Source organism: Microbispora sp. H10830, from assembly GCF_014161375.1.
Lineage (GTDB): Bacteria > Actinomycetota > Actinomycetes > Streptosporangiales > Streptosporangiaceae > Microbispora > Microbispora catharanthi.
Genome location: NZ_JABBWX010000011.1, coordinates 35,096 through 48,364, shown reverse-complemented (window position 1 = coordinate 48,364; position 13,269 = coordinate 35,096). Strand labels below are relative to the sequence as shown.

General features: G+C 71.8%; 17 protein-coding genes. 6 read left to right on the top strand and 11 right to left on the bottom strand.

The genetic code is table 11. The features are described from left to right. Positions 1 to 13: 13 nt before the first annotated feature. The gene (locus tag HHX35_RS26195) at positions 14 to 1,501 is read right to left on the bottom strand and encodes an MFS transporter (protein ID WP_182901602.1); all 1,488 of its coding nucleotides are present in this window, start codon (positions 1,499 to 1,501) and stop codon (positions 14 to 16) included. A gap of 198 nt (positions 1,502 to 1,699) precedes the next feature. On the opposite strand from HHX35_RS26195, the gene HHX35_RS26190 reads away from it, so the two are divergent. Continuing rightward, the gene (locus tag HHX35_RS26190; protein ID WP_182901389.1) at positions 1,700 to 2,296 is read left to right on the top strand and encodes a TetR/AcrR family transcriptional regulator; all 597 of its coding nucleotides are present in this window, start codon (positions 1,700 to 1,702) and stop codon (positions 2,294 to 2,296) included. A gap of 88 nt (positions 2,297 to 2,384) precedes the next feature. Here HHX35_RS26190 and HHX35_RS26185 read toward each other — a convergent pair whose 3' ends face one another. After that, positions 2,385 to 2,957 (bottom strand): TetR/AcrR family transcriptional regulator, encoded by a 573-nt coding sequence (locus HHX35_RS26185; protein WP_182901388.1) that lies wholly within the window; start codon positions 2,955 to 2,957, stop codon positions 2,385 to 2,387. Positions 2,958 to 3,045: 88 nt separating this feature from the next. Between HHX35_RS26185 and HHX35_RS26180 the strand changes: the two genes are divergently transcribed. The 3 genes from HHX35_RS26180 to mug are packed head-to-tail and all read left to right on the top strand — an operon-like array spanning position 3,046 to position 4,512. Further along, entirely contained in the window at positions 3,046 to 3,417 is a 372-nt protein-coding gene (locus HHX35_RS26180; protein WP_182901387.1) for a DUF4267 domain-containing protein, read from the top strand. Positions 3,418 to 3,459: 42 nt separating this feature from the next. Then, on the top strand, positions 3,460 to 3,963 hold the full coding sequence (locus tag HHX35_RS26175) for a cupin domain-containing protein (RefSeq protein ID WP_182901386.1): 504 nt from the start codon (positions 3,460 to 3,462) through the stop codon (positions 3,961 to 3,963). Between the two features lie 9 nt (positions 3,964 to 3,972). Next, positions 3,973 to 4,512 carry a G/U mismatch-specific DNA glycosylase gene (mug, locus tag HHX35_RS26170; protein WP_182901385.1) on the top strand — a complete coding sequence of 180 codons (540 nt, stop codon included), beginning with the start codon at positions 3,973 to 3,975 and terminating at the stop codon, positions 4,510 to 4,512. A gap of 18 nt (positions 4,513 to 4,530) precedes the next feature. On the opposite strand, the gene HHX35_RS26165 is transcribed toward mug, so the two are convergent. Further along, positions 4,531 to 5,535, bottom strand: coding sequence for an alpha/beta hydrolase (locus HHX35_RS26165; RefSeq protein ID WP_259405418.1), 1,005 nt, complete (start codon positions 5,533 to 5,535; stop codon positions 4,531 to 4,533). A 75-nt stretch (positions 5,536 to 5,610) separates the two neighbouring features. On the opposite strand from HHX35_RS26165, the gene HHX35_RS26160 reads away from it, so the two are divergent. Beyond that, positions 5,611 to 6,054, top strand: coding sequence for a MarR family winged helix-turn-helix transcriptional regulator (locus HHX35_RS26160; protein ID WP_182901384.1), 444 nt, complete (start codon positions 5,611 to 5,613; stop codon positions 6,052 to 6,054). Between the two features lie 32 nt (positions 6,055 to 6,086). Here HHX35_RS26160 and HHX35_RS26155 read toward each other — a convergent pair whose 3' ends face one another. The 8 genes from HHX35_RS26155 to HHX35_RS26130 all read right to left on the bottom strand — a co-directional run bounded on the left by HHX35_RS26155 (position 6,087) and on the right by HHX35_RS26130 (position 12,068). Beyond that, positions 6,087 to 6,716, bottom strand: a complete 630-nt coding sequence (locus HHX35_RS26155) for a DUF6879 family protein (RefSeq protein WP_182901383.1) — start codon at positions 6,714 to 6,716, stop codon at positions 6,087 to 6,089. Positions 6,717 to 6,820: 104 nt separating this feature from the next. Continuing rightward, on the bottom strand, positions 6,821 to 6,949 hold the full coding sequence (locus tag HHX35_RS43755; RefSeq protein WP_259405417.1) for a hypothetical protein: 129 nt from the start codon (positions 6,947 to 6,949) through the stop codon (positions 6,821 to 6,823). Between the two features lie 80 nt (positions 6,950 to 7,029). After that, complete coding sequence (locus tag HHX35_RS26150) at positions 7,030 to 7,668, bottom strand: DUF6879 family protein (RefSeq protein WP_182901382.1); 639 nt, start codon at positions 7,666 to 7,668, stop codon at positions 7,030 to 7,032. Then, positions 7,643 to 8,857 carry a hypothetical protein gene (locus HHX35_RS26145; RefSeq protein ID WP_182901381.1) on the bottom strand — a complete coding sequence of 405 codons (1,215 nt, stop codon included), beginning with the start codon at positions 8,855 to 8,857 and terminating at the stop codon, positions 7,643 to 7,645. The genes HHX35_RS26150 and HHX35_RS26145 overlap by 26 nt, the downstream gene beginning before the upstream one ends. A 369-nt stretch (positions 8,858 to 9,226) precedes the next feature. Further along, on the bottom strand, positions 9,227 to 9,352 hold the full coding sequence (locus HHX35_RS43750; RefSeq protein ID WP_259405416.1) for a hypothetical protein: 126 nt from the start codon (positions 9,350 to 9,352) through the stop codon (positions 9,227 to 9,229). Between the two features lie 80 nt (positions 9,353 to 9,432). Continuing rightward, positions 9,433 to 10,542, bottom strand: a complete 1,110-nt coding sequence (locus HHX35_RS26140) for a ThiF family adenylyltransferase (protein WP_182901380.1) — start codon at positions 10,540 to 10,542, stop codon at positions 9,433 to 9,435. 84 nt (positions 10,543 to 10,626) lie between these two features. Further along, positions 10,627 to 11,319 (bottom strand): DUF1707 domain-containing protein, encoded by a 693-nt coding sequence (locus HHX35_RS26135; protein WP_182901379.1) that lies wholly within the window; start codon positions 11,317 to 11,319, stop codon positions 10,627 to 10,629. 2 nt (positions 11,320 to 11,321) lie between these two features. Further along, positions 11,322 to 12,068 carry a PadR family transcriptional regulator gene (locus HHX35_RS26130; protein ID WP_182901378.1) on the bottom strand — a complete coding sequence of 249 codons (747 nt, stop codon included), beginning with the start codon at positions 12,066 to 12,068 and terminating at the stop codon, positions 11,322 to 11,324. 371 nt (positions 12,069 to 12,439) lie between these two features. On the opposite strand from HHX35_RS26130, the gene HHX35_RS26125 reads away from it, so the two are divergent. Next, the gene (locus tag HHX35_RS26125) at positions 12,440 to 13,162 is read left to right on the top strand and encodes a metal-dependent hydrolase (RefSeq protein ID WP_142559909.1); all 723 of its coding nucleotides are present in this window, start codon (positions 12,440 to 12,442) and stop codon (positions 13,160 to 13,162) included. Positions 13,163 to 13,269: the final 107 nt, after the last annotated feature.

Below are 13,269 nucleotides of genomic sequence, written 5' to 3'. Positions count from 1 at the left end.
GACAGGGCTTGGCTCAGCGGGACTCGGCCGCGGCGGGCGCGTCCGCTCCGGCGGCGGCCGGCTCGGCCAGGTCCACGCTGTCGCGCAGCCGCACCTGCGGAAGGAACAGCACGGCGAGGATGCCGACGACCGCGATGCAGGCCGAGATCAGGAAGATGTGGCCGGTGGCGTCGCCGTAGGCGGCCCGCACGATGGTGCGGATCGGCTCGGGCATCGCCTTGATGTTGAGGGTGCCGCCGCCCTGCGACCCGGTCGGCCGGATGCCGGCCTTCGCGAGGCCCGCGACGATGTTCTCGGTGACCCGGTTCGCCAGCACGGCGCCGAGGATCGAGACGCCGATCGTGCCGCCCAGTGAGCGGAAGAACGTGACGGCGCCGCTTGCCGCGCCCAGCTCGCGCAGCGGGACGGTGTTCTGCACGGCCAGGACGAGGTTCTGCATGGACATGCCGACGCCGACGCCGACCACCAGCATCCCCGCGCCGACGAGGACCAGCGAGGTCTGGTGGTCGATCGTGGACAGGGCCAGGAAGCCGAGCGTGAGCACGATCGAGCCGACGAGGATGTACGGCTTGACCCGCCCGCTGCGGGACACCATCCGCCCCGAGATCGTGGACGACACGAGGACGCCGAACATCATCGGGATGGTGAGCAGGCCCGCCTCGGTGGGGCTGTAGCCGCGGCCGATCTGGAAGTACTGGCCGAGGAAGACCGCGCCGCCGAACATCGCCATGCCCACGGCCAGGCTGGCCAGGATGGCGAGGGCGGGCACGCGCCGCCGCACGACGTGCAGGGGGACGACGGGCTCCCGGACCACGGTCTCGACCCACACGGCCAGGACCAGCAGCACGATCGCGGCGCCGACCATGGCGAAGGTCTGCCAGGAGATCCAGTCGAAGGAGTTGCCGACGAACGTCACCCAGATCAGCAGGACGCTCACGCCGATCGCGATCAGGAGGGCGCCCACGTAGTCCACCGAGGTGTCCGGACGGCGGATGGACGCCACGTCGAGCGTGCGGTGCAGGACGACCAGGGCGATGAGGGCGAACGGGATCGGCAGGAAGAAGCACCACCGCCAGCCGAGCCAGGAGGTGTCGGTGATCAGACCGCCGAGCAGCGGGCCGCCGACCGTGGCCACCGCGATGACCGCCCCGAGGTAGCCGTTGTACTTGCCGCGCTCCTTCGGCGGGATCATCGCGGCGATGACGACCTGGACCAGGATCTGCAGGGCGCCCATGCCCAGGCCCTGGACCGCGCGGAAGGCGATCAGCATCGGGGTGTTCTGGGCGAAACCACAGGCGAACGAGGCGACCAGGAAGATGCCGATGGCGACCTCGATCAGCAGCTTCTTGCTGAACAGGTCGGCGAGCTTGCCCCAGATCGGGGTCGAGGCGGTCGTGGTGAGCAGCGCCGCGGTGACCACCCAGGTGTACTGCGACTGGGTGCCGTTCAGCGCACCGATGATCTGGGGGAGCGCGACCGACACGATCGTGCTGCTGATCATCGCGATGAACAGGACGAGGAGCAGGCCGCTCAGCGCTTCGAGTACCTGCCGGTGGCTTTTCGGGCCGGCCTCCGGCAGCGTGGGTGCGCTCACGCGCAGCCTCCAATCGGATGGGTGAGGACAACTGCCCCAAGATTACATGCCCACTGGGCAACTTTGCGCAGTGGGCAATGTTTGAGCGGCTAAGCTGAGCCCACCATGGAGACGACGGCGGGATTGCGCGAGCGTAAGAAGGCCGAGACGCGGCAGGCCATCCACAAGGCCGCCCTGCGGCTCGCCGTGGAACGCGGGCTGGATCATGTCACCGTCGACGACATCGTGGAGGCCGCCAACATCTCGCGCAGGACCTTCTCCAACTACTTCGGCAGCAAGGAGGACGCCCTCCTGTACGGCGAGGAGGAGCGGGTCCGGTCTCTGGTGCGGGCGGTCCGCGAACGGCCGGCGGGGGAGCCGGGCTGGCAGGCGCTGCGCGGCGCCGTGCGCGACGAGCTGAAGGACCTGGGAGAGCTCGACCGCGAGTGGGCGGTGCGCACCTCGCTCACCAAGCGCCACCCGTCCCTGCTCGCCCGGCAGCTCGCCAACCACGCCGCATTGGAACGGGAGCTGGTCCAGGCGATCTCCGACCGCGACGGGGCGGGAGCGCCGGCCGCCGACCTGAAGTGCCGGATCATGGCCGCCGCCTTCCTCGTCGCGTTGCGCATCGCGACGCACGTCTGGATCGAGGAGCAGGAGGCCCGCCCGCTCTCGCAGATCATGGAGCAGGCCCTCGACGAGGTGGCGCGGCCTTTCCCCTGAGCCTCCGGCTCTTCCGCCGGCCCGTCTGGGCCCCGTCTGGGCGCCGTCTGGGCGCCCGGTCTGGGCCTCCGGAGCTCGGCGGCGGGGCTCAGCCCGTGAAGCGGGCCAGGAGCAGCCCGAGCCTGAGCTCGTGGTGCTCGCGCGGGAGCCGGCCGCCGCGCATGAGGGTCACCAGGCCGTGCAGGGCGGCCCAGAAGGTCTCGGTCAGCGCGCCCAGGTTGTCGCCGCCCGAGTAGGGACGGACGGCATCGGCCAGCTCGCCGAAGGCCGCCTGCAGGGCGGGCGGGGCCTCGGGGGTGGCGAACGGCAGCGGGACGATCTGGCTGAACATCACGTCGTAGAGGGCCGGGTGCCGGTCGGCGAAGGCCATGTAGGCCGCGCTGACGCCGGCGATGGCGCGGCGGGCGTCCGGCGCCGCGGTCCTGGCCGCCCGCAGCTCCACGGCCAGGTCGGCGCAGCCCTCCACGGCGACGGCCGCCATGATCGCGCCCTTGCCCTTGAAGTGGCTGTAGAGCACCGGCTGGCTGTACTCGACCCGCTCGGCCAGCCGCCGGGTCGTCACCGCCTCCCAGCCCTCGGCCTCGGCCAGCTCACGGGCCGCCGTGATGATCAGCTTCTCCCGCTCGGCGCGCTCGCGCTCCCTGCGTGACTGGATAGACATGCTTGGAACTCTAGCAGCGCTAGCGTTTATCGCAACGCTCTGCTAGCGTCATTCTCGTTCCTAGCGCTGCTAGTTCTCGGAGAGAGACATGCTCACCCCCGTCGCGTACGGCCTCGCCGTCGTCCTCAACCTGTTCGTCCTGTTCATCGGAGCCCGTTTCCTGCTCGTGCCCCAGGCGGCGGCCGCCGGCTACGGCGTCCCGGCCAAGAAGGACGGCGACGCGGCCTACCTGATGATCAAGGGCCTGCGTGACGGGGGCTACGGTCTGCTGGGCCTGGCCCTGCTGGCCTTCGCCGGCGCCCGCGCCGAGGCCTGGTACATGCTGATCGTCGCCCTGCTGCCCCTGGGTGACACCCTGATCGTGCTGCGCAACGGCGGCACCCGGGCGGTCGCCTTCGGTATCCACTTCGCGACCGCCGTGACCGTGCTCATCAGTGCCGCGCTGCTCTTCGCCGTCTGAACCCCCGTATCCGCAGCACCACTTCTGACGAAGGACTCCGACATGTCGCTGGTCGTACCCGACTTCGCCGAATCCGTGATCGTCCGCTCCGCCGACGCCGAGGTCATCGGCCGGGCCCCCATCACCATGCGGCTGCTGGCCGACAGCAGCGCCACGGGCGGCGCCCTGTCCGCCCAGCGCATCACCCTCAACGACGGGGCGGACGGCGCCGCTCCCCATCACCACTCCGGCTCCGCCGAGCTGTTCTACCTGCTCGACGGCTGCGCCCAGCTTCTGACCGGGGACGAGGTCGTCACCGCCGAACGCGGCGACCTCGTCATCGTCCCGCCCGGGCTCGCCCACGCGTTCGCCGCCGCCCCCGGCCACGACGCCGACATCCTCATCGTCGTCACACCGGGCGTGGAGCGCTTCGAATACTTCCGTCAACTGGAGCGCATCGCCTACGGCAAGCAACCCCCGGAGTCCCTCCTGGAGGTTCAGGAGCTCTACGACAACCACCTGCGCACCAGCGCCGTGTGGAACGCGACCAGGAGCGGGCGGCACTAGCATCGCGGCATGGCCCCCACCAAGGCCGACCTCGAGGCGGCCAGGAACGCGACGATCGAGGACGTGCTCGGCCCCGGGCTCGACGTGCTGTTCTGCGGGATCAACCCCAGCCTCTACTCGGCCGCGACCGGTCACCACTTCGCGCGGCCGGGCAACCGGTTCTGGCCCGCCCTGCACCTGTCCGGTCTCGTGCCGCACAGGCTCGCGCCGTCCGAGCAGCACCTGCTCCCGGCGTACGGGCTGGGCATCACCAACATCGTGGCCCGGGCGACCGCCCGGGCCGACGAGCTGGCCCCGGAGGAGCTCCGCGTGGGCGGTGAGCGGCTCGCGCGGCTGGTTGCGGAGGTCCGCCCCCGCGTCCTGGCGATAGCGGGGGTGTCGGCCTATCGGGTCGCCTTCGCGCGCCCCGCGGCCCGGATCGGCCCGCAGGAGGACGCGATCGGCGGGACGGCGCTGTGGGTCCTGCCCAACCCCAGTGGGCTGAACGCCCACTGGAGGCTGGAGGACATCGCGGCCGAGATGGCCCGCCTGCGCCCGCCGCGTTCCTGACGGGATCGACCGCGGCGGTCAGGGGCGGCCCGCACCGGGCTCCTCAGGGTTTTCGGAGTCCTCCGGGTTCAGGCGCCGGTCCGCCTGTGCCTCGTGCCCGGCCCGCACCCGCGCAGACAGGAAGCGGGCGGCCTCGTCGAGTGCCTCGTCGGCCTCGTCGAGGTGGCCGAAGTGGTTCTGGAAGACGTGCGGCACCTGCGGCCAGACCCGCAGCGTGACCTCCACCTCGTCGGCGGCCGCACGCCCGGCGAGCCGGACGGCGTCGTCCAGCAGGATCTCGTTCGAGCCGGCCTGCACCAGGAGCGGGGGCAGGCCCCGCAGGTCGGCGAACACGGGGCTGGCCAGCGGCTGGGCGGGATCCTGACCGGCCAGGTAGGGGGTGGCGAGCGCCTGGAGCGCCTCCCGGGTGAAGATCGGGTCGGCGTCCTTCTTCGTGCGCATGCTCTGCCCGCCGAGTGTCAGGTCGACCCACGGGGAGAAGACGACGGCGCCCGCCGGCTGCGGCAGGCCGGCGTCGCGAGCCGCGACCAGGGTGGCGACGACCAGCCCGCCGCCCGCGGAGTCCCCGGCGAGCACCAGTTCCTCCGCTCGCACACCCCCGTCGAGCAGTGCCCGGTAGGCGGCGAGGCCGTCGTCCACCGCGGCGGGGAAGGGATGCTCGGGGGCCAGCCGGTAGTCCACGGACGTCGCCCGAAGCCGGGCACGGCGCGCCAGCTGGGCGGTGACTCCCGCGTGCGTGCCGGGCGACCCCAGGACGTAGCCGCCGCCGTGGAAATGGAGCAGCCGCCCGCGGCCGGTGGCGCCTGCCGGGGTCAGGTCGAGCGCGGGACGGCCGGCGAGCACCGTCTCCTGCGCCGCGACGTCGCCGGGCAGGGGCCGGGAAATTGCCTGGGCGAATCCGGCGCGCCGCTCCGCAAGCGTCGGGTTCGGGTGGACGGGGGCGTTGCGGTGCAGGGCGTCGACGGCCTCGCGCTGCCGGCGGGTCATCAGGACCTCCATGATGTCGGGGGTGAGAGGATGCATTCCGTGGAATGCACATATGACCCTCAATCCGATTCCGCAGAAGATGATTCCCGGGAATCAACCGAATCGGTTGATGTGACGGACATCACTCGTCTGTTCACCGATCTCGTCCGCGTCGAGACCCGGCTGTACAACGCGGTGAGCGACCGGCTGCGCGCAGAGCACGGCATCGGCCTGGGTCAGTTCGAGTTCCTGGAGATCATCGACGGCCGCCCCGGGTGCCGGGTGCTCGACATCGTGCGCGAGGTGGGGATCACCGTCGGAGCCGTGAGCAAGGCCGTCGACCGGCTCGAGAGCGCGGGCCTGTGCGTGCGCGCGGCGCATCCGGAGGACCGGCGGTCCTCGGTGCTCAGCCTCACCCCGGAGGGTTCCCGGCTCCTGGCCGCGGCCCGTCCGACCTTCGAGGCCGAGCTGGCCGCCCGCACCGCCACCGTCCCGGCCGCCGACCTCACCCGCACCGCCGCGACGCTCGCCACCCTGCGCGCGGTGCTGGAGGAGCACCGGCGGGACGGGGCCTGAGCCCTGTCCCGCCGGCGGGGCGCGGGCGCGTCTCAGGGGTGGCCGGGGCGGGACAGGATCCGCCGGGCGACCGGCGGCGGCAGGTGCGCCACCTCGCGGTCGTGGAAGGCCAACATGTCCTCGGCGTCGGCGTACAGTTCGGCGACGGCTCGGGCGCAGTCCTCGACGACCCGGGTGTCGGTGATCCGTCGTCCGCCCACGTGGGCGCCGATCTCGTCGTAGAGGACCTCGTACATCAGGTCCCGGTCGAGGATCAGCAGCTCGGGCAGCGGCGCGCGGCTCTCCAGGTGGCGTACGGACCGGGCGTGCAGCGCCCGTGCCCGCTCGCCCGCCCGCGTGCGCGCCGCGAGCAGGACGATCTCCCACTGCAGGTAGGGCGTCGGCGGCATCTCGACGATCCGCAGCCGGCGCAGCTCCGCCCGGGGCGGCAGGTCGTCGGCGAAGCGCATCTCGTCCATCAGCGCGAGCGACCGGTCCCAGTTTCCGCTCATCATGGCGACCCAGCTCGGGGTGTCGGGTTCGTGGAAGTGCTGGGCGCGTTCCAGCTTCCATACCACGCCCTCGATCCGGCGCAGGTGGTCGTAGAGCTCGGACCGGTACTCCGCCGCGGGAAGAACCTGTCCCGCGGCCTGTCTGACGTGCTCGAACGCTTCTCCGGGCATGAAGTCTCCTTCGGCCGAAGCCGAATCGCTGGTCGGAGCGCGCCAGGTTCCGGCCCGGATCTGGAAACGTGGCGCGCGTGGGTCTTCCGGGGACGTCCGGTGAATCAGTTCCCCGTCGAGTTGCTGCACACGGCCGTCTCCGTCGCGTCCAGCAGCCTGATCCTGATCTGTCTCGTCCCCGCCGTTCCTTCGGTCTCCTGCACCACCTCGGGTTCTGGCTCGGCCGGTTTCATCTCACCCTCCGTTCGTCGGCGTGGCCGCAAACTCTCCCCCGAGGGCGACATGTCGATCGTTGGCCGCTCCCGATCCGGGGTCAAGGCCCAATCTGGGCGGGCTTGTCCGACAGGCCGGGCGGAGGCGGCAGCGGGGCCACCTCACGCTCGAAGAACGGCAGCAGGTCCTCGCCCTCGCCGTACAGGGAGACCAGGGCGGACAGGCAGGGTGAGACGACGCCGGGATCGGTGATCCGGCGGGCGCCGACGGCGGCCCCGATCTCGTCGTAGCGGACCTCGTACAGCAGGCCCGGGCCGAAGACCACCAGTTCGGGCAGCGGCGCCCGGGTCTCCAGCGGTGCGACCGCCGCAGCCCCGATCACCCTGATCTCCTCGCCCGCCGCCACCCGCACGGCGAAGATCTGCGCCTCCCATTGCAGGTATGGGGTCAGGGGCAGCTCGACGACGCGCAGCCGCCGGAACGGGGCCCGCTCGCGGTACATCGCGGTCAGCGGGGCCCGCATCTCCTCGATGAGCTCGACGGCCAGCGCCCAGTCGCCCGCGTCGGCGGCACGCCAGCTCGGCACGGCCGGCTCGTGGAAGTGCTGGGCGCGCTCCAGCTTCCACACCACCCCCGCCGCGTCGCGGTAGACCTCGTCGAACTCGGCCTGGTAGGCGTCCAATCCCAGGAACTCGCCGTCGGCGGCCCTGACGTCATCGAACACATCGCTCGGGATCACGGTTCCTCCTCAGCAGTCCGGCGGCACGGCGCGCCTTCGGGCCGTGCCTGCGCCACCACGTCGTGGCCCAGAGGACGTGGAACCCGGTGACGACCAGCACCGTGACCACGCCGTCCGCCGCGGCGACCCAGCCGGGCGGGTCGAGCAGCGTGCGCACGGAACCGGCGAGCAGGCCCAGGGTCGCGGGAATCGTCACCGCGACGGCGAGGCAGAGGCACAGCGCGGTCCCGGCGAGGAGCAGCGCGGTGTACGCCCGGACCCAGCGGCCCTCGGTCCGCGGCAGCCGGGCGAGCGGATCGGCCGACCGGCGCAGCAAGGCCCGGCGGCACACGTGCGCGGCGTACGCGGCGGAGTCGCCGTACAGGTTCCGGCAGCCCGTCACGTCCTGCAGGACGAAGTAGAGATCGGTGCGCATGAACACCAGGAACTGGGCCGACAGCATGAGCAGCGCCGTCATCGCGACGACGGACAGGGCCGGTCGCGGACCGGCCGGCACGGTCAGCAGGAGGCAGGCCGCGCACACGGCGGCGTCCAGCGCCATGCCGGAGAGGTAGACCGTCAGCCGGACCCGGCGATCCGCCAGCCAGACGCCCGACACCTCGGTCTGCGCCGTGAGGAACTGCAGACGGGTGCCGAACCTGATGCGCCCCGGCACGCCGGCGGCGCGAGCCGTGCACAGATGGGCCAGCTCGTGCAGGAGGATCAGCAGCCATCCGGCCGCCGTCTGGGCGAGCAGGACCAGCGTCCCGCGGTCGCTCCAGAGCAGGTCCCGCCAGCCGGGTACGACGCCGGGCCGCAGCAGTGCCACCGCCGCCCCGGCCAGGATCACGGCCGCCAGGGCGGCGTGCAGGAACGGGTTGAGCGTCCACCGCACGTGGCGGGGCAGCAGCCGGGGGAAGGTGGGCGGCGGGGGAGCGGCCGCGGGAACGGGGCATCCGTCGACCGCCGCCACCAGTCCCGCACGGACCAGGCCGTCGACGAATCCGCCCACGTTCACCCGGGTGCCGGTCTCCGCGCCGAGCCGCCGCTCCACCTCGGGGACCGTCGCCCCCTCCTGGAACAGGCGGATGACCCGCATGCCCTGCGCGGGCACGGCGATGACGTCGCCCGTCTCCACCCGCCCGACGATCCACTCCTCGCGATCCCGGCGTACGCCGAGGTCGTGCAGGATGACCCGGGTCGGTGTCATGACGAGTGGCCCGTGGGGCGCACCGGGGCGGGAGTACGGCCCGCCCCGGTCCCGGTGCCCGGCAGATCACGCGCCGCTGCGCGCGGCCAGGGCGGCGCCTCGCCGCGCATCACCCGTGGGGAGCTCCTCGAAGGCGCGGACTTTTCGCGGGGCCCGAAATCGTCACCCGGCCCGTGGAAATTCCCCGCATGCTCGGAATTCCTACGGGACCAGAAACCCCACTCGCGAGAATTCCCCGTAGCCTCGGACTTTCCGCGGAACCCGGGAAAGGCGCCCACAGCTCCGCTACGGCCTCCTCCGCCTCGCGATGCGTCCACCTGGATCCCCGCTCCTGACGGGCAGCATGTGTCAGGCACTCGCGGGCCGGCCTCAGGTGGAGTTCCCCTGGCTGAAGGCCGTCGTCTCGATCTTGTCCAGTCTGCGGATCGCGATCTCGGCCGCGACAGGTTCGGCGGATTCCTCCGGCTGGGTCTGGTTTTGCTCTTGAGGGGTCATCGAGCACCTTCCGCTGTGGATTGTTGGTGCGGACCTCGCGCGAGAAAACATCTAAATGTTCGGATGTCGCACATGATCGGTCAAGTCCTATTTTGCGACTCGGTCGATTTCCGCTGACTTCCACAGACCGGGCAGTCCGGACGAGGCGGATGCCGCACCCAGACGTGCTGGTCCGGTGCGATGAGGTTCAATCCGACGACCGTCCCGGTGGCGGGCTCGGGCACTCCGGTGATCAGCGAGATCACCGAGTGGGCGACCAGGTGGCCCGAGACGCCGGCCGAGGCGGCGACCACGCCCGGTCCTCCGAGGTCCACCGGAAGACCCGGCCTGCGGCGGCGCGCCTCCCCCGCGGCCAGGCACTCGTAGCAGGCGCCCCGCCCGGGGGCGAAGGCGCCCACGGTCACGAGGGGACCGTTGTAGCCTCCGCCGACCCACGGCACGCCGGCCCGCGCGCAGATCCGGTTGGCCCAGATCCGGATGCCGGGCTCCCTCGGCTCGTCGGCGCACAGCGCGAGGACGTCGGCGCCCGCCACCACGGACAGCAGGTCCCCCTCGCTGCCGATCGTCCGCCGCTCGCCGGTGACCTCGATGTCGGAGTTGAGCCGGCGCAACCTGCCGACGGCCGCGTCCACCTTGGCGCGGCCGAGGTCGTCCTCCGTGTAAAGAACCTGCCGGTTCAGGTTCGACAGTTCCACCACGTCGGCGTCGACGCAGTGCAGGCGACCGACGCCGGAGGCGGCGAGCGCCCACGCGGCGTGGCTCCCCGTGCCGCCGAGGCCCAGCACCACGACCCGGGCCGTCCGCAGCCGCACCTGCGCGTCCCATCCTTGCCGTCCCGGCGCGAGGTCGACCTGATGGAAGAACGCCTGGCTCCTGTCGTACCGCTCGCGCTCCCGTTCGCTGAGCTCCCCCGGTATCGGGGCCGAGGCGTCCTCCACATGTCCCGACGCGATGAGGGCGGCGACGATCCGCGAGGCCTGGGGCGCGGAAACACCGGGCAGCCGCCGGCACACGGCCTCCGCGACGTCGGCGGGAGACCGGGTGCCGTCCATCAGGGTGAGCGCGGCCCACGCGCCGCCCGTCGGATCGCTGATCTCGGTGGCCAGGCCGTAGATCTCGCCCCCGATGCGCACCGTTCCGTCATCGAAGCGGTGCGGCTCGTGCTTCCGCTTGACCCGTGGCAACAGCACGTGTCCTGGTTCCTCCTCGGCAGACGCTGACGCGCTCCTACCGAGAAGTCATCACCTGGAGCTCCATTGCGCAAGACCCGGAGGTCAGTGCCGGGTGTGGTACCGGTGGTGACGGCGGTGGTGGGCCAGGCCGAGCACCACCTTCACCAGCAGGGCGACGAACAGGAGCTTGAGCACCAGGAACGGCGGCCACATCGGACCGGCCGCCAGGACGACGATCGCGGCCACCGGGATGAGGAACATCGCCGGATGCCGATGGCGGCCGTGCCGCCGCGGGGCCATGCCGTGTCCCCAGTTGCCATATGCCCAGTGCGGGCCGCCGGGCCGGGAGGGACCGTACGGGCCGTACGGGCCGGGGCGCGCGCCCACGGGGGAGCCGGGGAAACCGGGCACGCCGGCGGGCGGGAAGCCCGGGCGCCACGGGCTCCCGGCCCGTGCGTCGCCTGCCCGGCGGCCGCCGCCCGGCGCGCTCCCCGTCCGGGCGTCGTCCGGCCACGCGCCGGGCAGGTCGGCGGTCACCCGCCGCAGGTCCTCGGCCGTGCGCGCCGAGAGCGTCGCGTCGAGGCGCTCGTCGAGTTCCTCGCGGGTGATGCGGCCCTGCGCGAACGCGTCGTGCAGGAGCCGCGTCACCTCGTCGCGCTCCCGGTCGCCGATCCGCAGCCCGCCGTACGCCGGACCGCTCGGCGGGGCGTGGCCGGCCGACCCCGCGCTCGGCGTCTCGCCGCCGCGGGAGGCGTTTGCGCCGCCTGCGGCGGCGGGCTCGTCGGGGGAGACCATCGTCATTCCTCCACAGGGTCGCCGTCGGCGAGGATCCGGTACAGCTGCCGCCTGGTCTCGGTCAGGACCTGCCTCGCCTGCCTGACCTGCCCCTCGGTGCCCGAGTGGGCGATCTGGAACAGCGCGGACGCCGCCTGCCTGGACAGGTCGAACAGCTCGTGGACGTTGTCCCCGATGTCCGGCGTCATCTCCTCCCAGGGCGCCCGGACCTCGTCCCCGTGCTCCTCGACGTAGGCGCGGCCGGCCTCGGTGAGCTGGAACGTCTTGCGCCCGTCGGTCTCCTCCGCGCGCACCAGGCCCTCGTCGGTGAGCTGCTGCAAAGCCGGGTAGACCGCGCCCGGGCTGGGCTTCCATCCACCCTGGCTGCGCTCGGCGATCTCCTGGATGATCTGGTAGCCGTTGCGCGGCTCCTCGGAGAGCAGGGCGAGGATCGCCGCCCGTACGTCACCGCGCTTGGCCTTCCTGGGCCGTCCGAAGCCCCGGGGGCCGAACGGGAAGTTGCCGCCCGCCCACGGCGGCCCGAACGGGCCGGGCCCGAAACCGCCCCAGGGGCCGCGCCCCCGCGGGCCGCCCCTGTGCCGGTGCTCGTGAGGACCCCCGCCCTCGTGATGTTCCTGGTGCCACATGACTGCCCCCTTCACCAGCGCCTCGCGCAGCGCGCGCCGCATCTCATGCCTGAACTCGTGCCGGAACCGGTGTCCGAACTCCGGGCGGGCCCAGGGCCCGCCGACCGCGTGTGCCGAACTCATCGCAGTGCCCCCTTCTGGTTCACGATTCGCCTGGTTCACGATCCGTTCTCGATGGCTCAACGATATATCGCGATCGTTCTCGCGACAATGCCCGGGTAAGAGTGACATAGCTCACGCGGAAGTTTTTCGAGTAGGGGGAACAGGCCCCGAGACCGTAGCGTTATCTCTCACGAAGACGGGATCGTTCTGCTCTGAGAGGGCTGGGGGGTGCTCTTGGAGCGGGACGATCCCGTCTTTGTATTTTCCGGCCGCCGTCACGTGGCACGTTCCTGCCGTTGCCGTGCCCCTGGGGTGCGACACGGGCCCGGCGGGTGGGCGCTTCGCGGAATTTGTCGGTGCTTTGCCGTAGAGTCTCAAAGCGTGATCTTGTCATGATGGGGCACTCGCACGCCCTCAGCGGGGCGGCGGTGTGGCTGGCGGTCGCGCCGGCCCTGGTGGCGCTGCCGGACGCGCTGGGACATCCGGAGCTGGCGACGCTGACGGGGCCGATCCTGACCCCGCCCGAGCTCGTCGCAGGCGCCGTGGTGTGCGCGGGCGCGGCCATGCTGCCCGATCTCGACCACCCCAGTGCCACGATCGCCCAGACGTTCGGACCGGTGACCTGGCTGCTCAGCAAGGGTGTGAACTTCGTGAGCGGCGGGCACCGGCACGCCACCCACTCGCTGCTCTTCAGCGTCCTGATGGGAGTGGGCGCGCACCTGCTCGGCGACCGCTACGCCATCGGCCGCGACATCCTGGTCGTGCTGATGATCGGCCTGGCGATCCGCGCCGTGGGCATCGGCGTGCCCGGCAAGACGCTCACCTCCGCGATCGTGAACGTGGGACTCACCGCGGGGCTGTTCCTGACCTTCATGACGCTCGGGGTCACCTACTCCTGGCTGGGGCTGGCCATCGGCGTCGGCTGCCTGGTGCACGTGATCGGCGACTGCCTGACCGAGCGTGGCTGTCCCGTCTTATGGCCGATCAAGGGGCGCTGGCTCCTGCCGTGGGACATCGGCATCAAGACCGGCAAGGCGTTCGAGAAGCAGTTCCTCGGCCCCGCCCTGTCGATCGTCGTGATCGCGCTGTTCTGCCTGCGGCTGATGCCCGCCTGAGCGGGGACGCGCCCGGCGCGTCCGCAGGAACTTCCCGAAAGCTGAAAAATCCGGCTGTTTGCCGATGTCAGTGCTTTGGCCGATGGCCTACCCGCAAGTAACTTGAT